The organism is Vreelandella piezotolerans, from assembly GCF_012427705.1.
Classification (GTDB): Bacteria; Pseudomonadota; Gammaproteobacteria; order Pseudomonadales; family Halomonadaceae; genus Vreelandella; species Vreelandella piezotolerans.
The window spans coordinates 1537955-1559096 of sequence record NZ_CP048602.1; the positions used below are offsets into that span (position 1 = coordinate 1537955).

The following is a 21142-nucleotide window of genomic DNA, read 5'->3' on the forward strand; positions in this document are numbered from 1 at the left end:
TCTGCCACGGATTTCCCTTGTGTGCCCCTGCCCGGTCACTAAAAAATACGCTGTGCGGGTGAGCACAGCGAGCAAGGGACCCACCATGTTCAATCGTTTTCATACCCCCGCAACGCTTGCGGCGTTTACCATGGCCGCGCTACCGCTGGCCGTTCAGGCGCAAAGCGCATCGGCCACCGCGACGGCCTCCAACACGCTGAATCCCGTCGTGGTCACGGCCGCACTCGCTCCGCGCACCGCTAATGAAAGCCTCTCGTCGGTCACGGTAATCGACGAGGCCGCGCTGCGCCGCCAAGACCCCGTCAGTATCACCGACCTGCTGCGTGGCCAGCCGGGCGTGGACGTTTCCAGTAACGGTAGCTTCGGCAAGAATAGCAGCGTCTTCATTCGCGGCACGGGCAGCGCGCAGAATGTCCTGATGATCGATGGTATCCGTTTGCGCTCGGCTACCAGCGGCGGGGCCGCTTGGCAATATTTGGAGCCACGCATGTTCGAGCGTGCCGAAATCGTGCGCGGTCCTCGCGGCAGCCTTTACGGTGCCGATGCCATGGGCGGCGTCATACAGTTGTTTACCCCACAGGGTGAAGACGAAGGTCCGCAGCCGCGTATTTCCGCAGGCGGCGGCTCGTTCAACACCCAGCGGCTGAGCGCAGGCGTCAGCGGTAAAGAGGGCGGCACGCGTTACAGCTTTTCTGGCAGCCACTTCAATACCGACGGCCAGCCAGTGCGTCGTAATGGCGACGACAAAGGCTACGACAACACCTCTGCGCTGGCGCGCGTGTCGCACACCTTCGCGAACGGTGCCGAAGCAGGCGTATTGGCGCTGCGTGCCCGTGGGCATAACGAGTATGACGGCGGGGAAAATGACTTCGTTCAGCAGGTCGCGGGCGTGTATGGCGAGCTGCCGATGACCGACAGCTGGCGCAGCCGCTTGACGCTCAGCGAATCGCGGGACGAAAGCGATAACGTCGCTGATTTTGGCGATACCTCGTTCAATACCAAAATACGCACGGCGCGCTGGGAAAACACCGTGACCATGGGAGCCCACGAGGTGGTCGCCGGGGCCGAGTACAGCGAAGACCGGGTAGACAGCACCACCGCCTACGACGAAACCAGTCGCAGCAACGCGGCCATCTTCACCCAGGCGCTGCTGGATTTCTCTCCCTTCACGCTTCAAGGCAGCCTTCGCTTTGATGACAACGAGTCCTACGGCGACGAGGTGACGGGCAGCGTCGGGATCGGGTATGACGTGGATGGCCACCACACGCTGCGCGCCAACTACGGCACGGCGTTCAACGCACCGACCTACAACCAGCTTTATTTCCCTGGTTTTGGTAACCCGGACTTGGCGTCGGAAACCTCCGAGTCGATTGAAGTCGGCGTGCGTGGCCAGTATGCCCGCTGGTTCTGGGATGCGGCGCTTTACCAAACCGATATCGACAACTTGATTGCGGGCCAAGGGTTACAGTTCAACGTGCCGGAAACGCGCATTCGTGGAGCAGAGCTTAGCGCGGGTGTCGACGTGAACGAGTGGACGCTGGCCGCCGCGCTGACCTACACCGACCCCGAAAACCGCTTGACCGGCAAACGCCTGCAAAACCGTGCCTCGCAAAGCCTGCGCCTGGACGTCGACCGCGAGCTGGGTGATTGGTCCCTGGGCGGCTCTTGGGTCGCGCAAAACCATCGCTACCGTGATGCGGCCAACGAAGATCGCCTGAGCGGGTACGGTTTGGTGAACCTGCGTGCAGGCTGGCAGTTTGCGCCGCTGTGGAGCGCTCGGGTAACGTTAGAGAACGTGCTGGATCAAGACTATGTCACCACGCGCTCGTTTGACGGTGCCGACTACATCAACGCGGGCCGAGCAGGATTCTTGAGTGTTCACTTTGGCCAATAAATTCATGCAGTTCGGCGGCGCCTTGGGCGCCGCTTTCCTATGGCTGGGTAGCGGCATTGCCACCCCGCTTCATGCCGACAACCCCAGCCGCTGCGCGGTCGATGACCGTGGTCGGGAAGTGTGCTTACATGCCTCGGCCAACCGCATCGCCACGCTTTCACCCGGTGCCACGGAACTGACCTACGCCGCTGGCGCTGGGGATCAGGTGGTGGCCGTGGTGAGTTATAGCGACTACCCGCCGGAAGCAAAGGACGTGGCCTCGGTGGGTAGCCACACCCGAATCGATTTGGAAGCCCTGGTAGGGCTTGCCCCGGATTTAGTAATCGGCTGGGTAACGGGGAACCCCGCCGAGCAAATGGATATCCTCGAAGCGCTGGGCATGCCGGTATTTTATATCGAGCCGCGCAGCGTCGAGGCGGTGGCTGACACCATCGAGCGGCTTGCCCGCCTGGCCGGTACCGAACCGGTAGGCAAACAGGCGGCCAATGAGTTCAGAGAGGGCATGGCCGCGCTTACCGCCCGCTATAGCGAGCGTGACCCTGTGGCGACGTTTTATCAGGTGTGGGACGAGCCGTTGATGAGCGTCAATGACGACCACCTGATTGGGCAAGTGGTGCAATTGTGCGGCGGCGAAAACGTCTTTGGCGATCAGCACCGATTAGTACCGCGTTTAGACGATGAAGCCGTGCTTGCGGCCAACCCCGACGCCATCATTGCCGGAGGCATGGGGGAGGAGAACCGCGACTGGCTCACCCACTGGGAGCAGTACCCCAACCTTGCCGCCGTGGACGCCGGTAACCTCTATTTCGTGCCGCCTTCCTTAATTCAGCGGCCCACGCCGCGCCTGCTGGAAGGCGCACAGATTCTGTGTGAAAAGCTCGAACACACCCGCCAAAAGCGCAGGGGGTCTTGATGGTAATGCGCCTGTGGCAACCCCTTGGTCTGCTGGCGCTGATCGCCGTGGCCGCCATGCTGTTTTCTCTGGCGGTGGGCAGCGCGCAGCTTTCGGTAGCGCAGCTCTGGGCGGTGGTGCAGGGCCAGGGCGATGCGCTGGCGCGCACCATGGTGATCGAGCTTCGCTTGCCACGGGCGCTTTCCGCCTTTGCGGTGGGCGGGCTGTTGGCGGTGGCCGGTGCGCTAATGCAGGTGCTGCTACGTAACCCGCTGGCCGACCCCTACGTGCTGGGGCTATCCGGCGGGGCATCCATCGGTGCGCTGGCGGCCATGCTGGCCGGAATGGGCGGTGTGCTTATTTCGGGTTCGGCGTTTTTAGGCGCGCTGTTCTCCACGTTTTTAGTATTTGGCCTAGCCCACGGTAGCGGCGGCTGGACGCCTTCACGGCTGTTGCTCACTGGCGTGGTCGTGGCTGCGGGGTGGGGCGCGGTGATTACCCTGATGCTCGCGCTAAGCCCCGCCGAGCGGCTGCCGGGCATGCTCTATTGGCTGATGGGAGATTTATCTTACGCCCGCACGCCGTGGCCGCCGCTGCTGCTATTAATCGCCACCTGTGTATTGCTGATACCGCTAGGGCGCAGCCTTAACGTGCTGGCCCGTGGCCCCCTGCAGGCCGCCGCTCTGGGTGTGGATGTTCGCCCGTTGGAGTGGGGCATTTACATTGCCGCCAGCCTCTTGACCGCCGCCGCCGTGACCACCGCAGGCAGCATTGGGTTTGTAGGGCTGGTAGTGCCCCATATGTTGCGCCTGCTGCTCGGTAACGACCAGCGCTTGATTCTACCCGCCTGCGCGTTGGCAGGCGGCACGCTGCTGGTACTCGCCGATACCCTAGCGCGGACGATGATTGCCCCCGAGCAGCTCCCCGTCGGGGTGATCACCGCGCTGCTGGGCGTGCCCACCTTCCTCTTTTTGCTCTACCGGAGCCGCTGATGATCCGCTTGGCGACCCAAGACTTGATCATCGACGTGCCGGGGCGCAGCGCAGGCACAGCGCTGAATCTCACCATCGAGCCAGGGCAGGTGTGGGGTGTGCTTGGCCCCAACGGGGCGGGTAAAACCACGCTGTTGCATACGCTGGCGGGGCTGAACGCCCCCCGGTCCGGTCAGGTGCTGATCGGCGACAAACCGCTTGGCCAACTGCGCAGGCGGCAAGTGGCGCAGCAGTTAGGGCTGGTGTTTCAAGAGCGGCTAGACGGCTTTCCCGCCACGGTGCTGGAGACCGCGCTGATAGGCCGCCACCCCTACCTTTCCCTATGGCAGATGGAAGGGGCCGGCGACTACGCCCGCGCCGAGGCCGCCCTGGAAGCGCTGGATGTGGCGCATCTTCGCCACCGCTTGGTCAGCACGCTTTCCGGCGGTGAACGCCAGCGAGTAGCCATGGCGACGGTACTCACGCAAGCGCCCAACATCTGGCTGGCGGACGAACCCACCAACCACCTGGATTTACACCACCAAAGCGCGGTGATGGCGCTGATGGCCGAGCAGGCCGCCCAAGGCAGCGCGGTGATGATGTGCCTGCACGATTTGAATTTAGCCGCCCGCTGGTGCGACCACATTCTGCTGCTTTACCCCAGCGGTGAAGCCTGCTGGGGCCCACGAGACACCATGCTGGTGCCCAGCGCCCTAGAACGGCTCTACCAACAGCGGCTGGCCACGGTAGATGTGGGTGGTGCGCCGGTGTTTGTGCCCATCCAGGCACCCCTTACCGACCATGAGTGATTTAAGGAAGAGACATGTTGCAAGGTAAAGCACACGCAGCGCTGATCAGCGCCCCCGGTTCGGGCCAGGGCAAATCCATGGTCACGGCGGCGCTGGCACGGCTGCACCGCAACGCCGGGCGCACCGTGCGGGTCTTCAAACACGGCCCCGATTACCTAGACCCCATGGTGCAAGAAGTCGCTTCCGGCCAGCCAGTGTATCAGCTTCACCCATGGATGACCGGAGAGCATGAGTGCCGCTGGCGCTTAGCCAAAGCCGCCCAAGAAGCCGACGTGATTTTGGTGGAGGGCTCCATGGGGCTATTCGATGGCTCGCCCTCCAGCGCGGACTTAGCCATCCTGGCGGGCATCCCCGCGCTGCCGGTGATCGATGCCTGGGGCATGGCGCAAACCTTTGGCGCGGTGGCCCAAGGCCTGGCCAACTACCACCCCGACCTCGACATTCACGAAGTGATCGCCAACCGCATCGGCAGCCCCGGCCACGGCAAGCTGCTGAATGAGAGCATGCCGGAAGGCATTGCGCTGCTAGGCGCAATTCCCCGTCATGACGCGATGAAAATCCCCGACCGCCACTTGGGCCTGGTGCAAGCCAGTGAGCTGAGCGGCCTGGATGCCCAGCTAGACGCCGCCGCCATGGTGTTAGAAGAAGCTGGGTTAGGCCGCTTGCCTAAAGAGGTAACGCTAAGCGCTGACGCCCCCACGCCTGCACCGGACTATTTGCGCGGCGTGCGTATTGCCATTGCTAAAGACGACGCCTTTGCGTTTATCTACCGCGCGAATCTCGAAGTATTAGAAGAGATGGGCGCGACGCTGCACTTCTTCTCGCCACTTAATGATGCAGCACTGCCAGAATGCGACGCCCTCTGGCTGCCCGGCGGCTACCCAGAACTGCACGCCGCCCGCTTCAGCGCCAACCAGCCCATGCTAGAGGCGATCAGCGCTCACCACCGGGCAGGCAAACCCATTCTCGCCGAGTGCGGCGGGCTAATAAGCTGTGTAGAGCAATTAATCGATGGCGAAGACAGCGCCCACACCATGCTAGGGCTACTGCCCGGCACTGCCAAAATGGCCGGTAAGCTGACAGCGCTAGGCCTACAAAGCCTACACAGCCAACGCGGCGAACTACGCGGCCACACCTACCACCACTCGCTGCTGGACACCTCCATGCAACCGCTGGCCCGCACCCGCAAATTGGCCGGTAGCGAAGCCGAACCGATCTACCGTGATGGCGCGCTGGTAGCCAGCTACTTCCACGGTTACTTCCCCTCAGCGCCCAGGCTGGTGGCGGATATTTTCACCGGCCAACCAATTCACCAAGCGGAGTAACAGGAAGGGGAGCGCGCAGCTATTAGCCCAAAAATATGGAAGGTTTTTCCATAAAGCAGCAGTGGGCTATCATAGAGCGGCGAGACACTCCCCAACCCTAAAGGAGCTACCATGAGCTTTTACGTCTACCTTTCCGGCGAGATTCACACTGATTGGCGTGAAGAGATCCAGCGCGGTGCAGAAGCGGCAGGCCTGGATGTGGTGTTTACCGCCCCCGTGACCGACCACGACGCCTCCGATGCCGCAGGCGACCACCTGGGCAAACAGGACAACGGCTTCTGGCGCGACCACCAGTCGTCCAAAGTGAACGCCATCCGCACCCGCACGATGATCGAGCAGGCGGATTTAGTGGTGGTGCGCTTTGGCGATAAGTACAAACAGTGGAACGCCGCCTTTGACGCAGGCTACTGCGCGGCACTGGCCAAGCCCTACATCACGCTGCACAGCGAAGAGATCGTTCACCCGCTGAAAGAAGTCGACGCCCAAGCGCAAGCCTGGTGCACCACCACTGATCAGGTTGTGGAAACCCTGCGCTACGTGCTGAAAGCGTAAAACACCCCAAGGAGACCCCATGCGCGAAAATGCCAAAACCCCGGAACGCCATGCCCAGCGCATGGCGGCCAAGCAGAAAATAATGAACGAGCGCATTGCCCGCGCCGACAAAGAGCAGGGCATCTTGCTGGTGCTCACCGGCCCCGGCAAAGGCAAAAGCAGCTCCGGTTTTGGCATGCTCGCCCGCGCCCTTGGCCACGGCATGAAGGTCGGCGTTGTGCAGTTCATCAAGGGCGCGTTCAGCACCGGCGAAGAAGCCTTCTTCCGCAACCTGCCCAACGTGGACTACCACGTGATGGGCGAAGGCTACACCTGGGACACTCAAGACCGCGAACGCGACGTCGCCGCCGCCAACGCCGCCTGGGAGCAAGCCAAGCGCATGCTCCAAGACGACAGCTATCACATGGTACTGCTCGACGAACTCAACATCGCCCTACGCTACGAGTATCTAGACCTAGACCAAGTGCTCGACGACCTTCAAGCCCGCCCCGCCATGCAGCACGCCATCGTCACCGGCCGCTACGCCCCCCAACAACTCATCGACCTCGCCGACACCGTCACAGAAATGAAAGTCGTCAAACACGCCTTCAAAGACCAAGGCATCAAAGCCCAAAAAGGCATCGAACTTTGAAGTAAGGCGAGAAGCACAAGGGGAGAGAAGTGATTGGTGAGAACGAGACGTTCAGCCCCCACAGTGGACACCGGCACGAAGCCCCCCATGGTGGGAGGGAGCTTCAGCTCGCGACGATCAAGCCACCAAGCCTCAGCCCACTCGCCCTTGTGGGAGGGGAGCTTCAGCTCGCGACGATCAAGCCACCAAACCTCAGCCCACCCGTAGCGCGGCGTAACGCCCGAGCGAGAGCAACGAGCGAGGAAGGCACCCGCGAAGGCGGCGCCCAGCCGCCCCGACCCTGCCACATCACCTCAACCACACTCCCCAAGCCATCTCACTCTTTGACCCAACGCAATTTTTCCAAAAATCTACGTGACCAAAGCCAAATTTATCAATAGAGTATGATTGAATCGTAAAAAGCAGCGGGCACGCGAATTTTGGATATGCTGCCATGTGTCAGACATAGACTATGAGAAACAGTGCTTTATGCTTGTTTGAGTGGCTATATAACATCAATAATTATGCTGGCGCGTTCAATAGTGTTATGTAGAAGGGCGTATAATCACTGTTGGGCGTATAGGAGATAGTTTTGGCTGAAGGTCGAGAAACACGAGCAGCAATTGATTCAGAAACCGTGCGCGGCTTATTGCTGATAAACGGTGGTGGTGCCGTGGCATTGCTCGCATTCTTGTCTGGAATTATTGAAAAGCCCGACCTAGAAGTTCTGGCGAGAGCTGTTATCTGGTCAGTTTTCGCATTTCAAATCGGCCTTGCTTGCGCAGTTATACACAATAGGTTTCGCCGCCTCTGTTCACTGGAATTCTCGAAGAAAGCCGAAAACCGGAAAAAGTGCACCCTGTTTGGTCGAGAGAGCACTCAGCCATGCATCTGCTTATGGAGCGTTGGGTTTATGTGGGCGTCGATCATTTCCTTTCTATCTGGTGGCATATTGGTGCTGTGTGCGGGTCTCCAAATTCTGGACTAAAGGTCGATCATGAGGGAAATACGCCCAACAAGTCATTCAAGTTCGTTCCGGCCTACGGCCTCCACCGGACCGCTTTTTCTACGCTGCCGCTCCGCAAAAGCGGCCGCTTAATATTGGCGTTGGGCAGGCAAATGAAACATAGTCATGACCATGCCGCGCAGATAGTGCCTGCCGTCACAAAATTGGCTCCTCGACTTATAACTAGTCCACGAATTTTGCAGGCTAGCGATGCCACAATCACCTGAACTCGCCGGCGGCGAAGGTTTTACCTTTGAAGGGGACGCGGCTGCGTTCTACCTCACCGCATTGCTAGCCGAGGCTTTTGCACCCGGCATTGATGATCGAATCGTTGTCCGAGTGTCGGTTCAGCAGCGCGACTTCGGCGAACCGCTCGATGATGTAATCGTCGATTTTGGAGGGATAGCAAAGAACCCCGCTCGACTTAGCCTCCAGGTGAAACGTTCACTTACGATCAGCAAGGCAAAAACGAATAAAGACTTTCGCGACATCATCCGAGACAGTTGGGCCACAATCAAAAAGTCCGACTTCCGCATCAACGCTGATCGCTATGGGGCAGCGGTTGGCACGGTTACGCCTACCAAAGAAAGGGCGCTCAACACCCTTTGCGATTGGGCCCGTGAAAGTCTGACAGCTGACCATTTCGACGCTCGCTTTGCGAAAGATGGCAGCGCTAGCGCCGACATCACAGCGGTCAAGAACGACGTCATTGCCCTACTGGAAGAGGCGAAGGGGACACCGTGCACGAGTGAAGAAGTGCACCAGTTCCTGGCGCACTTTGTGCTCATCCAGTTCGATTTCCTTCGAGAAGGAGCCACTGATCCGCCTGATGCCATTAATCGCATTCGAGATTGTCTCGTGCCCGATGACGCAGCCAAAGCCCCACTCGTCTGGTCGCGGGTCGTTCAGTTAGCCCGCGCATCAGCAGGGAAGTCAGGCCAGTTTGATCGCGCGCGGCTTGTGCGTTCGATCTCATCTGTCGCACGCCTTCGAGGCGCGACGTCCTTGTGCCGAGATCTCGACAAGTTGAAGGAGCTCGCAAGGAGCTACGAGAACCTTATTCCGGACGATGTTGGCGGAATAAAGCTCGACCGAACCTCGCTCCTTGAGAGGCTGGACGCCAAGCTTACCGCAGCCCGTGTCGTCCAGGTCCGAGGCCTGCCAGGAAGTGGCAAATCAGTCTTGGTGAGGCGAGCGGTACAACGCGCGCTAGAACGCGGACCGATCCTCTTCCTCAAAGCCGAACAGCTCGAAGGCACCAGTTGGGTCAGCTACGCGGCCTCGCAGAGACTCTCTGGTGCTCCCCTGGAGCAACTTCTCGTGGAGATCGGAGCCGCCGGCACTCCCATTTTGTTTATCGATGCAATTGATCGCATTGAGAAGGAGCACCAGCCCATAATCCTCGACGTAATCCGTGTCATCGCGGAGTCGCCGCTGCTCGATAATTGGCGCGTCGTTGTCTCCCTGCGCGACACAGGGATTGAAGTGCTTCGCAATTGGTTAGGCCACTTCCTTGATGTCCTGAAGGTCGAGACGCTTGACGTTGGTCAGCTGAGCGACGAAGAGGCTGAGACGCTTGCAAAAGCCAAACCACACCTGAGGCCACTTCTGTTTGGATCAGCGCAGGTGCAAGAGATCGTCCGACGCCCCTTTTTCGCGAAGGTGCTGAACCAGAGTTATGTGGCTGACACCAGCGTCCCGACATTCGCTCCCCGATCTGAAGTCGATTTGATCGAGAATTGGTGGCGGCGGGGTGGCTACAACGAGACCGGCCAAAGCGCGATTGAGCGTCAGTGCGCATTGCTCGACTTGGCACGTATTCGTGCCCGCCAGCTAAGCCAGCCGATTCGCATTAGTCAGCTAACCTCGGCCGCACACATTGATGATCTAAGATCGGATGGCATACTTCAGAACGCTCGTGAAGGGATCTCCGTCCGCTTCGCTCACGATATTTTCTTCGAATGGGCCTTCTTCTATGTCCTGGCTGATCGCGGGCCCCAATGGATCGAAGAGATCAAGACCTGCGGCGAGCCGCCAGCGGTCGCACGCGTCGTCGAACTTGTTTCCCAATGGGAGTACGCACAGGGAGAAGACTGGCCAACGTACCTCGCCCAAACCGAGGGGTCGGACCTTAGATCACAATGGCTGAGAGCGTGGCTGATCGGTCCCCTCGGAACTGCGAGGTTCGAAGCTGATGAGGGCCAGTTCGCGACGGCTGTCTTTGCCGACGACTTCCGGCTTTTCAGAAAGGTGCTCGTCTGGTTTCAGGCGGAGAAGACCTCTCCGAATGCGAGTATCCTGGCTGGCACGCTCCCACAGGAGCAACGCCAACGGTTCGCTGATCTTCTCGGCTGGCCTTCCGACTTCGCCGCGTGGCGTCACCTCATCGGCTTTATTCTCCGGCGCGTTTCAGATATTCCACAGAGGCTATATCCGGAGGTAGTCGCAATCTTCGAGGTCTGGCAGAACGCCCTAGCCGAACTTCGCAACCCGACATCTCGCGCTCTTTTACAACAATGCGCTATCTGGCTCGCCGCCATCGACGCGCTTAGTACCGCTGATGGGCCTGACGAAAACTCTGAGTACTGGGCGCGGGTGCCCGACTTGGGCGCTTTCCGAAAATCTCTTGGCCAACTTCTCTTAAGATCGTCGAGAGCCGAGCCGACCCTTGCGGCCGACTATTTGCAGCGGGTCGTCGCTTTAGAACGCATCCGTGATGATGCGTTTCATGACATTATTGCCTACTCACCTGTACTCGCCCAATCGCTGCCTCAGTCGATCGTTGAGCTTTCACTGGTTTTCTTGCGCGAAGAGCTTCCTGACGAGCAAGTTGCCCGTGAAAAGCAGGAGCTTCGGACCGCATACGAGTGGCGCAAGGCCATTCTGGCCAAGCCTGAAGCCGAGCGCACGCGTAAACAGCAAATGGCGCTTTCCTTCGGTGTTTCTTTGCGAACGGTCGGCGATTTCAGTTACCACGACTGGGAAAGGCTTTCGATCCACGACGACTACCGAAGCTTCTCGCCCCCTTCGCCGCTTAGAGAGCCCTTTCACTCACTTTTCCAATCATCACCCGACGAGGCCCTGCGTCTCTTTCGGGAACTGTGCAATCACGCGATGACCGCGTGGCGACAGCTGCATCGTTATTCACGAGACCGTGATGGCACCCCCATACCGCTCGAACTGACATTTCCTTGGGGTACCCAAAAGTTCTGGGGCACCGACCGGGAGTATCTTTGGTTTCGGTCGACGTGGGCGCCCAATGCCATCGGCTGCGGGTTTATGGCGCTTGAGGAGTGGTGCTTCGCCGAGCTTGAGCGTAACAGGTCCGTCGACGAGTTGATCCAGCGAATCGTCGAGGGGAATGAGTGTATGGCTATCCTAGGCGTCGCGTCGATGCTTGCGCTCCATACTGAGACGGTGTCCGAAGGGACGTTGCCGCTCTTCACCTCACAGCGCCTGTTGGCGGCAGACCATAACCGAATGGCGCAAGATTTATCGTCAACTGCGAACCTGATCGGCTTCACGCAACGCACCGACATGCCGCACGTAGAGGCGATCCAAGCAGCAAACGCCCGGCCGGTTCGCAAGAAACAGCTTAGCTGGATGGTGCCCAGGTTCATCTTTGAGCCTGGACCGATCAGTGATCAAGCCCGTGAAGCAATACTTAATTTCAAGAACGATCTGCCATTTCAGTACGAAGAGCACCGCGACATTCCTGAGGCACGGGAGGACCTCACAAAGCAGGCCCTCGAATATGCCGAGTTGGCGGACACAGAAAACTATCAGGCCTACCGCACGGAAGAGGGTTCGGATCAAATAGCGATTGTCCACGTTAGCCCTTCCGCTGCTGAGCCTGAAAATGTCGCCAGGGCCGAAGAGGCTACTAAGTACCTCAGGCTGACCGGCCTTTGGACGTGGGCATCCAAATCATTCGAAGAGAAGACGTTAAACGACACCTATACGATAGAGGATGCCATTGTGTTGTCCAAGGAAGCGGACGCCAGAGACTTATTCGAACACCCGGGCAGCGAGAACGAAGAAGAACAGTTGGGAATGCGTCGGGGTGCAGTCGCCGCCACGGCGGCCATAGTGCTTAACTTCCGAGAAGGCTGTACACACGAAGACCTTGGGTGGGCTCGTGGTGTCCTGGGACGCGCGATCCGTCTGCCAGAAAATTTCGATCTGATGTGGTCCCCCAGTTCCGTCGTCCCATGGCACCAGGGGATCTATGTGGCCCGAGGCCTCGCAGCGGATCTCCGCGAAGGTACAGCGGCACGCGGTGCGACTCGCGACCTCCTTGGGCTGATTGCACACCCACTGGAAGTCGTTTCGTTGGCCGCGCTTGAAGAAGCCTGCAAGCTTTGGCCTAAGGACTCCAAATTGACTTGGGCCGCGCTGATCTTGGCATTTTCACTCTGCCACGTTCCTTCTCGGCCGCGGGACCAGCCCCGTCAACACGGTGAAGCAATCCATACATCGAATGAAGCACAAGCAGCTGTCAACGCGGCGCTTGCGTTCTATGAGCATGGAAGAGGATGGGCGCCTCTCCCGTTACCGCCTCCAGCCTGGGTGAAGGTCGAACCCGGGAAGGGGCGGCGTGAGCATCAAAGATATGAAGATTACGACTTGGATGATGCAACCGACGCTGCTGAGGTATGGGGTGAACCGGATGTCTTCTGGCACTCAAAGCAGGCTGCAGAAGTCCTTCAGCGCATCCCCTTCGACGAGGTTATAAACAGCAGTGCAAAGAGAGTGCTTCTCGACTTCCTTGCCAGTGTTCTCGACTGGACCAACCAGAAAAATGCGCCACCGTGGGTGAAGCCTGGACGCCGTGATCGGTCAGCGACCCAGATCTTTGAGTGGACGCATACGCTCGGATCAAGGTTGGGTCACGTGGCTGGCCTTATCCCGCTTGCTGACTTTCAGGCCCGCTTCCTTGACCCGATTTTGGGTCTCGAAGGCGACAATTGCTGGGCTCTCCTCTCTCCACTCGCGAGCACCTACGTCTGCGCTTATCTGTACGATGCGCCGGTCGTTCCAGCCGACGCGGTTGCGACGCTTGACCTCTGTCTCGGGCGGCTTCTCCAGGCCCCCGTCTTCATGCGCGACACCTACCGAAGCGGAGAATTCTCAGGCTTCGATCAACCCAAGCTTGTTCGCACGTTGATGTTTGTCTCAGTCGAGCGCGCGGAATTGGCCGCTCGCTACGTGAATGGCGACTGGTCCGAAATCAGCCGCATTCTGCCATTGATTGATCGTTTCATTCGCGCTGGCGGATGGGCTGTTTCCGTGATGGACCCGTTCTTGACGCTCTGTGAGCGAGCTAGGGCCAACTATCCGGCCGAAGCCTTCGCGGACCAAGTGCTCGCAATTATCGGCGACGGCCCCGACAATCTAAAGGGTTGGCATGGAACGTTCATTCCGGCGCGAATCGCAGAACTGGTTCAGCACTTTGCACATCGTGACGCACCAATGACACTGGCTATAGCTCAGAAATTCCTGCGGATCCTCGACATGCTGGTCGACATGGGCGACAGGCGAAGTGCGGCGCTTCAGCTTGGTGAGGCATTTCGCGAAGTTCGTTTGCCTTCCTAACCATAGAAGCTCGTGCCATTAGTGCGTGTGCGGCTACCTTGACTCTGTACTAGACGTCTAAGGAGCAATAAATCGGGGGCTTCCCTGAGAAACCCTTGAGCTAATCGCGCCCAACAAGGCGGTGCACCGGACGCCCTGATGGGCGCCGGTGACCTTTGCCGTTGAGGCTGTAGAAAAACCCCTTTGACAGCCAGGTTTTGGTAGGATCGGGAAAACAGACGGGGAGTGGTCAGCATGCCGCGCTTCAAGGTTTACAACTACGATCAGAACGCCATGGTGGTGATCAACTACCAGGATCAGCTTCAGCCTGGCACCTTCGAACACGCAGTGCATTACCTGATCGAGCACAAACTCGACTTGTCGGTTTTCCATCCGGGGTATCGCAACGACACGACAGGTCGGTTGGCCTATGATCCGGCCATCCTGTTGAAGATCATCCTGTTTGCCTACTCAAAAGGGATCACCTCTAGTCGTGAGATGCAGTGGTGCTGCGAGACCAATATCATTTTCAAAGCCCTTTCCTGCGATACCGTTCCCCACTTTACCACTCTGGCAAGCTTCGTTAGTCGGCATGCCGACGAAATTGAAGCGCTCTTTGAGCAAGTGCTGTTGGTGTGCCACGAACAAGGCTTACTGGGCAACGAACTCTTTGCCATTGATGGCTGCAAGATGTCCTCCGATGCCTCTAAAGAGTGGTCGGGTACGTTCAAGGAGTTGAGCGAGAAGCGGGAGAAGCTGAGAGGCCTGGTTCGGCATCACCTGCTAGAGCACTACGCTCGTGATGAAGCCGAAACGGAAGCCGATCTGGATCGGGACATTCGCCGAGCCAGGATGATCCTCTCACTAGATGCTGCCATGAACAAAGTGGATCGCTTCCTAAAGACGCACAGCCCAAGGATGGGCCGGGGGAAGCGAATCAAGGAGGTGAAGAGCAACCTCACCGATAACGAAAGCGCCAAGATGACCACTAGTAAAGGCACGATCCAGGGTTATAACGGTGTGGCGACGGTGGATAAGAAGCATCAGATCATCATTGACGCTCAGGCCTCTGGTGAAGGCCAGGAACACCACACCTTGCAGCCCGTACTGGAAAGCGTAGAAGCGCGCTTTAAAAAGCTAGGCATTGTGGACAACATCTACCAGACAGGCACCGTCGTGACCGCAGATACAGGCTTCGCCAATGAAGCAAATATGAAGTACCTGCACGAACGCCAGATCAATGGCTACATCCCCGATAACCAGTTCCGCAGCCGAGATCCGAAGTTCGCCGACCAGAAAGATAAATACGGAAAGCGCCACCAGCACCTACCGGACAAAGGCTGGCGTGAGACGACGCCAGCCAGCGCGTTCCAGTTTGATCCAGTAGCGCTCACGTGTATCTGCCCAACCGGCGAAAAGCTGTCTTATCGCGGGCAACGAGAAACGGACACTGGCAAGGTTCGGGTACACTTTGAAGGACGTTTGCTGCAATGTCGGCACTGCCCAAAGAAATCCCGTTGCATGCAGAACCCGGGCTCGGCCGATCATCGCCAAGGCGCAGGGCGACAAGTATCTTTTATTATCGAGAACAAACGCTTACCCAATTACACAGACTGGATGAAACACCGGGTGGATAGCCCGAAGGGCAAGGAAATCTACAGCCATCGTATGTCAGTCGTAGAGCCGGTATTCGGCAACATTGGCACGACGAAAAGGCTGAACCGATTCAGTCTACGGGGTAAGAAAAAGGTGCAGGGGCAGTGGCAGCTCTACTGCCTGGTTCACAACATTGAGAAGTTAGTGAATTATGGTCATTTGGCCTCGTCATGAAGGGCTTGGAGCGGGATAAATTGCTTTGTAAGAGCAAAATACTGCCTTCATCTAGCTTTAAATGGTAGCTCAAGTGGCGGAATGCCGGTATGAATATTATCCAGCCAGATGGCTGGCTGGATCAGTAAATGATGAAGAGAGGCGGTGGAGACGGCTCGAAATCGGGTTTTCCTACAACCTCGTTAACACCGCTTAAGCCTATAGAAGGCGCGCAGAGGCTGCTTGCGCTGTTGGAGAAATACCCCACCAATGCCGAGCTGTTGGATGCTTTTTCGCCCGCTGAGTAGCGGTGAAGCTCACCCATGACTTCTGAATTCAACTAATAGGTGAGCTTCTTGGTGAACGCTTAACGGCTACTTTTTTTAACGTGGTTCAAGTTAGACGCGGGCACGGCTTTCTTAACCGGGAACCCTTCCACTTCTTTGCGCTCAATCGTGTTTTTCAAACGCCTTTCAATCGCACACAGGTTTTTAAAGTCGCTGATATCGACCAGCGAGATCGCTTCACCGGAAGCACCCGCGCGGCCGGTGCGGCCAATGCGGTGGATGTACTCTTCTGGCTGGAAGGGTAAATCGTAATTCACCACGCGGCTGAGCTCGCCAATATCCAACCCCCGAGCGGCGACGCCGGTGGCCACCAAGTACTTCAGTTCGCCCGATTTGAACTGACCCAACACCTTTTCGCGCATGGCCTGGCTTCTGCCGCCATGGATGGAATCCGCTTGAATACCGCGCTTTTCCAGCTGGGCCACCAGCTTGGCGGCACTGTGCTTTTTCTCTACGAAGATCAGCGCCTGATCCCACGCTTGCTCGTTGATCAAGTGGCTTAGCAGGGCGGACTTGGTGTCTTTGTCGACCGTGATCAGCCACTGTTTGATGGTGGCGGCGGCGCGCACGTTGGGCGTAATGGAGATGTTCGCCGCCATGTCGGTCATTTTGCTGTCTGAAAACGCGTGGGCGATGGCGCGCACGTCGTTGGTCATGGTGGCCGTGAACAGCAGGTTCTGTCGGTTCTCTGGCAGGCGCACGATGATTTTGTGGATATCATCGACAAAGCCCATATCGACCATTCTGTCTGCTTCGTCCAATACCATGACTTGCAGTTCATCGAAGTGCAGCGCGCGCTGGTGCGCCAAATCCAGCAGCCTGCCCGGTGTGGCGACCAGAATATCCACCCCTTCGATCAAGCGCTCTTTTTGCGGCGCGGTATCCACACCGCCGTACGCGGCCATTGAGGTGAGCGGGGTATGCTTGGCGTATTGCGCCACGCTGGCGTCCACCTGAACCGCCAGCTCGCGAGTGGGTACAAGGATGAGTGCGCGAATGCGTTTACCGCGCAGCGGTTCTGCGGCTTTGCTGAACTGTTCCAGCAGCGGCAACACAAAAGCCGCGGTTTTGCCCGTGCCGGTTTGTGCGGTGGCGATTAAATCTTTGCCCGACAGAATGGCAGGAATCGCTTGTTCTTGGATGGGCGTTGGCGTTTGGTAACCGAGTTCAGTAATCGCCTGAACGAGCGGGCGGGACAAGCCTAGGGTTGAAAAGGGCATGAGAAGCTCTGACAGAGTGGCGTATGGGGTGTCGAAAATAAAAAAAGTGGTGCAGCATAGCGTAAAATCAGCCGTTCGACGCTCGAATACGCGTTTATTTCCACTCCACCTTTGCCCGTGCCTCCATCCCAACCAGGTATAATCCTGTCATGACGCTAAACGCACATGCATGTGGGGCGTTTTGCATCCCTTCCGAATGAACAGAGTCGTGGTCGATGATTAACACCAAAATTTACAAGGCGGTGTACGAGCTCGCCGAAAAGCTGATGAAGGCGGCTGCTAAAGATGACCGCGCCACGTTTGAAGCGCTGTATGCCGAGCTTGAGGCGATCTGCACCGAGCACGAAAATACCGAGAAAGACCACCCGGAGCAGTGGGAAACCCTGGCCGATTTCACCGAAGAGCTAGAGGACGCGCTGCCCATCTACCAAAAAGCGCTGGATAAAGCGGTCGCGAAGAAGTCGAACGACCATATCGCTTCGATTGGGTTTTCCATGGCGTCGCTACACGTGGAGTTGGGCGACACCCAGGCGGCCATTGAACGCTTGCAGCAGGCCCAGGCCAGCGCCGAAACGATTGAAGATAACGAGCTGAAAGCAGAAGTCGATGACCTGCTGGCTACGCTCACCCACGCCTAGGACCCCATTTTGACCAATAACGATATTTTTCGCTGTATTCGCTACACCTTCGATTTGAAAGACAACACCATCGTCAAGATCTTCGCCCTGGCGGACGTGAACGTGACCCAGGAGCAGGTGACGGCATGGCTGAAAAAAGATGAAGACGACGCCTTCGTGACCATGAAGAACAAAGAGCTAGCGGCGTTTTTGAACGGTTTCATCAGCTTCAAGCGGGGCAAGCGCGAAGGCCCACCGCCTGCCCCGGAAGCGCAGTTGAACAACAATATGGTGTTCCAGAAACTGCGCATCGCGCTGAACATGAAGGCGGAGGATATTTTAGAGGTGTTCGATCAGATGGGCCTGCCGCTTAGCCCTCACGAACTCAGCGCGTTTTTCCGCAAGCCCAGCCACAAGAATTCCCGCGAGTGCAAAGACCAAATGCTGCGTAATTTCTTGATGGGCGTCCAGCGGCAGCTTCGCCCCAACGATAACAGTTAAGCGAGGCGCTCGCGCTTCACACATACGAAGATCGCATTGCCTGAGACGTTATCCCAGGGCGTGATGGTCTGGTAATCGTGCTCGAACACGTGCACCTCGAAGGTAGGCTCTAGCAGGGCGATGAGTTCGCTAAAACTGACGGCCACCATGGGGTGCTCGTCATGCCACACTTGCGTTGTCTCCGCCGTGGTTTTTTCGATGCTCAGCCGCAGCGACTGCCGCTCCCCCTGGCCGCTGTAGTGCCATCCCGAGCGGAAAGAGAACGTCTCCTCCGCCTGCTGGGCCGTGTGCTTGACGAACAGCTCGTTATCGATTCGCTGTTTATCCACCGCGTTGAAGCAGAACACGCCGCCCTCGTTCAAGGCGCGGTGAGCGCTGGCGATGCAGTCGCCGAGCTTGTCCAGGCCATCGTTGTAGTGGATGGAGTAGAGAAAGCAGGTGATGAGGTCCAGCGGCTCATTGACCTCGAAGCGGCTCATGTCCTGCAGTGAGAAGCTTGCCTCTGGGCAGCGTTGGGCGGCGATATCCAACATCGGCTGGTTGATGTCCAAGCCACTGCTGGTGAAGCCAGCATCCAGAAAATGACGCACGTGGGGGCCGGTGCCGCAGGCGACATCCAGATGGCGTTTGCCTTCGTTGCCAAAAATCTGATGCAGACGACGAATGGCGTTGCTCTGGGCCTGGTAGTCGATGTCGACGCACATCAAATCGTAGTAGCCAGACAGGTCGGTGTAGAGCGCGTTGACGGACATAGTGGCCTAATGGTGAGGGCTGACATAAATGAGGAGGCGCATAGTAAACGAGCGGTTGGGGTTTGAGAAGGCGTAGGAGTGGCTTGGCCAAGCGGCGATCAAGTTTGCACTCTTTCACAGTTTGGCTAGCGCTTTAGGGTTAATGTGATTAAAGAAATCGTGTGATGGTCCGATAACTACTAAAGTCGCACGACACATTCGATTGCCATACGAGGCTGCCATGCCAAAACCCTTTGCTCTCATTCTTTCTGCGTTGCTCCTGGCGATGACTTCTTATGTGCAGGCGTCTACCACCGAGGCGGCGGAAGCGGCCGCGCTCGCTTGGCTGGAAGCGATCGATCAAGGTGAATATGAGCAGGCTTGGGAAAAGTCGTCGCCGCTGTTGAAGACGCCGCTTTCCCCCACCATGCTGCAGCGCGTGGTGACGCTGGCCCGCAACGATTTGGGCAGCGTCGAGTCGCGGCGGCGCATCCGCATGTCGCAGTACACCTCGATGCCTGGGGCGCCGCGCAACGACTACAAAGAGTTCGCTTTTCAAACCCAGTTCACGAATAACCAACGCGTGGTCGAAGTCGTCACGCCACATCTGGAAGAGGGCACGTGGCGAGTGAGCGGCTACTACGTGCAGTAACGTGATTCGAGCGCCCATCAATAGCCGCCAACGTTGGCGGCTATTGTGTTTTCTACACGATCAGCCCCGCCAGCGCCTGCATCCCCAGCACTAACAGAAGCACCACAGTGCCCAGCGCTAGGCTGGTCTTCAGCGCGTGGCGTTTCCACATGCTTTCCACTCGGTGCCCAAAACGATGTACCAGCCACGCCAGGCCATAGTAGCGCAGCCCGCGAGCCATCAGTGCTGCCAGGGCGAACAGCACGATCGGGTAGCCCGAGAGCCCAGCGGTAATCATCGCCACCTGGAACGGAATCGGCAAAATGCCAATCGCTAAAATGGCGGCAAAGCCGTATTGGTCGAAAAAGCTCTGAAACGCCTGATAGCTTTGCTGCATTCCCATGAAGTCGATGAACCAAGTGCCGACGGACTGGTACAACACCATGCCCACGCCGTAACCGACGATGGACGCCGCTAAACAGCCCAGCGTGGTGGCGGTGGCCATCGCCCAAATGCGTTGACGATTCACCGCCATGAGCGGAATCAGCACGAGTTCGATGGGAATCGGCAAAATGATGGTCTCTAGGAAAGAGAGCGTGGCGAGCAGCCACAGCATGTTTTTCGAGCCGTTGATACGCTCGAACCACTGCTTGGTTCGCGTGGAAGTGAAGGCCATGGGTCGAGTCGCTATACGGAAGGGTTGATGCGGCGATAGATCGCCGTGAGGAGGCTATACACGCCGAATGCGAACAGCCCGATGGCAACGAACGCAAGCAGCCACTGGCCGAAGGCTTGGTGTCTCAGCGTGCTCAAGGCTTCCGCCGTGCCGCCTGCTTGGCTAGGATTGTATTGGTACGCCGCGATGATAAATAGGCTGCCCACGATCACAAAGACGAGACCCCGCACCGCCAAGCCAAAGCGACAGACGGGGTATGCCCAACGCTGCACGTGAGTGGGCATGGAGAAGTGGCGGTCGAATTTGGCTTTCCAGCCTTTGATGGCATGGGCAATGCCTGCGCTAATCAAGACCGCGCCTATCGCCGCGACCAGCCAGCGCCCTAATGGCTGCTGCATCAGCCAGCCAGCGGCATCCTGTGAGCCGCTGCCAGAGCCACCGGAGGCGCCCAAGCTGACGATCAACTGAGCCGCAAAAAAAGCCAGCAGCGTGTGCGTTACGGCACTGACCAACAAGCCCGCGCGGATCGCCAACCCTTTGGGTTGACTGCCATGGCCGTCGGTGTCTTGAAGCGCTTGCAGAGTGCGCCAAGTGGCGTAGCCCACTAGCCCAAGGGCAATGATACCCAGCATTACTTTGCCGAATGGGGCGGCCAATACGCTCTCTAGTGCGCCACGACTGCCTTCGGTTTGGCCGCCCTGGCCTAACGCGGCGAGCGCGGCTAAGCCGCCTACCAGTAAATACACGACCCCCCGCGAGGCGTAGCCCAAGCGGGCGAACAGTTTAACCGCATCCCGATGTGTCGGGGGTTGACTGGCCATGGTGTCCTCCTGACGTGAATGGCATTGCCGATCCTTTCGGCGGCCCATACTGTGCATGTAAAATGGTATTGTCCAGCGTAGACCATGCGGCGGGCAGCGTTAGGGCATGGCGGTACTTTTATAGAGAGCACCGCTCAAAAGTGCCATAGTGGTTCT

General features: G+C 58.2%; 17 protein-coding genes and 1 pseudogene. 14 read left to right on the forward strand and 4 right to left on the reverse strand.

What is annotated here, in order from left to right; genetic code table 11:
* Positions 1–85: 85 nt before the first annotated feature.
* The 11 genes and pseudogenes from GYM47_RS07060 to GYM47_RS18340 form a co-directional block, all read left to right on the forward strand.
* The gene (locus tag GYM47_RS07060; protein ID WP_153844085.1) at positions 86–1894 is read left to right on the forward strand and encodes a TonB-dependent receptor domain-containing protein; all 1809 of its coding nucleotides are present in this window, start codon (positions 86–88) and stop codon (positions 1892–1894) included.
* A gap of 4 nt (positions 1895–1898) precedes the next feature.
* Positions 1899–2807 carry a cobalamin-binding protein gene (locus GYM47_RS07065; protein WP_153844093.1) on the forward strand — a complete coding sequence of 303 codons (909 nt, stop codon included), beginning with the start codon at positions 1899–1901 and terminating at the stop codon, positions 2805–2807.
* Positions 2807–3778 (forward strand): FecCD family ABC transporter permease, encoded by a 972-nt coding sequence (locus GYM47_RS07070; RefSeq protein WP_153844086.1) that lies wholly within the window; start codon positions 2807–2809, stop codon positions 3776–3778. The genes GYM47_RS07065 and GYM47_RS07070 overlap by 1 nt, the downstream gene beginning before the upstream one ends.
* Entirely contained in the window at positions 3778–4566 is a 789-nt protein-coding gene (locus tag GYM47_RS07075) for an ABC transporter ATP-binding protein (RefSeq protein ID WP_153844087.1), read from the forward strand. The genes GYM47_RS07070 and GYM47_RS07075 overlap by 1 nt, the downstream gene beginning before the upstream one ends.
* A gap of 14 nt (positions 4567–4580) precedes the next feature.
* Positions 4581–5891: a cobyrinic acid a,c-diamide synthase CobB gene (locus GYM47_RS07080; protein WP_153844088.1), complete on the forward strand. Its 1311-nt coding sequence runs from the start codon at positions 4581–4583 to the stop codon at positions 5889–5891.
* Positions 5892–6002: 111 nt separating this feature from the next.
* On the forward strand, positions 6003–6443 hold the full coding sequence (locus GYM47_RS07085) for a YtoQ family protein (RefSeq protein ID WP_153844089.1): 441 nt from the start codon (positions 6003–6005) through the stop codon (positions 6441–6443).
* Positions 6444–6462: 19 nt separating this feature from the next.
* Positions 6463–7074 (forward strand): cob(I)yrinic acid a,c-diamide adenosyltransferase, encoded by a 612-nt coding sequence (gene cobO, locus GYM47_RS07090; RefSeq protein WP_153844090.1) that lies wholly within the window; start codon positions 6463–6465, stop codon positions 7072–7074.
* Between the two features lie 571 nt (positions 7075–7645).
* Entirely contained in the window at positions 7646–8041 is a 396-nt protein-coding gene (locus tag GYM47_RS07095; protein WP_153844091.1) for a hypothetical protein, read from the forward strand.
* Positions 8042–8269: 228 nt separating this feature from the next.
* The gene (locus GYM47_RS07100) at positions 8270–13654 is read left to right on the forward strand and encodes an NACHT domain-containing protein (protein ID WP_153844092.1); all 5385 of its coding nucleotides are present in this window, start codon (positions 8270–8272) and stop codon (positions 13652–13654) included.
* Between the two features lie 234 nt (positions 13655–13888).
* Entirely contained in the window at positions 13889–15463 is a 1575-nt protein-coding gene (locus GYM47_RS07105) for a transposase (RefSeq protein ID WP_168444432.1), read from the forward strand.
* A gap of 179 nt (positions 15464–15642) precedes the next feature.
* A pseudogene (locus GYM47_RS18340) lies at positions 15643–15750 on the forward strand (transcription termination factor Rho); the annotation flags it as partial.
* 59 nt (positions 15751–15809) lie between these two features.
* On the opposite strand, the gene GYM47_RS07110 reads toward GYM47_RS18340, so the two are convergent.
* Positions 15810–17009 carry a DEAD/DEAH box helicase gene (locus GYM47_RS07110; protein ID WP_153843854.1) on the reverse strand — a complete coding sequence of 400 codons (1200 nt, stop codon included), beginning with the start codon at positions 17007–17009 and terminating at the stop codon, positions 15810–15812.
* 215 nt (positions 17010–17224) lie between these two features.
* On the opposite strand from GYM47_RS07110, the gene GYM47_RS07115 reads away from it, so the two are divergent.
* Positions 17225–17647 carry a tetratricopeptide repeat protein gene (locus GYM47_RS07115; protein WP_153843853.1) on the forward strand — a complete coding sequence of 141 codons (423 nt, stop codon included), beginning with the start codon at positions 17225–17227 and terminating at the stop codon, positions 17645–17647.
* A gap of 9 nt (positions 17648–17656) precedes the next feature.
* Positions 17657–18127 carry a YehS family protein gene (locus GYM47_RS07120; protein ID WP_153843852.1) on the forward strand — a complete coding sequence of 157 codons (471 nt, stop codon included), beginning with the start codon at positions 17657–17659 and terminating at the stop codon, positions 18125–18127.
* Here the strand turns inward: GYM47_RS07120 and GYM47_RS07125 are convergent.
* Positions 18124–18879, reverse strand: coding sequence for a class I SAM-dependent DNA methyltransferase (locus GYM47_RS07125; RefSeq protein ID WP_153843851.1), 756 nt, complete (start codon positions 18877–18879; stop codon positions 18124–18126). The two genes, GYM47_RS07120 and GYM47_RS07125, sit on opposite strands and share 4 nt — an antisense overlap.
* Positions 18880–19099: 220 nt before the next feature.
* Between GYM47_RS07125 and GYM47_RS07130 the strand changes: the two genes are divergently transcribed.
* The gene (locus tag GYM47_RS07130; protein ID WP_153843850.1) at positions 19100–19510 is read left to right on the forward strand and encodes a DUF4019 domain-containing protein; all 411 of its coding nucleotides are present in this window, start codon (positions 19100–19102) and stop codon (positions 19508–19510) included.
* Positions 19511–19562: 52 nt separating this feature from the next.
* On the opposite strand, the gene GYM47_RS07135 is transcribed toward GYM47_RS07130, so the two are convergent.
* Together GYM47_RS07135 and GYM47_RS07140 are read right to left on the reverse strand one after the other, a co-directional pair.
* Complete coding sequence (locus tag GYM47_RS07135) at positions 19563–20165, reverse strand: YqaA family protein (RefSeq protein ID WP_153843849.1); 603 nt, start codon at positions 20163–20165, stop codon at positions 19563–19565.
* An 11-nt stretch (positions 20166–20176) separates the two neighbouring features.
* Complete coding sequence (locus GYM47_RS07140) at positions 20177–20986, reverse strand: DUF1206 domain-containing protein (protein WP_153843848.1); 810 nt, start codon at positions 20984–20986, stop codon at positions 20177–20179.
* Positions 20987–21142: the final 156 nt, after the last annotated feature.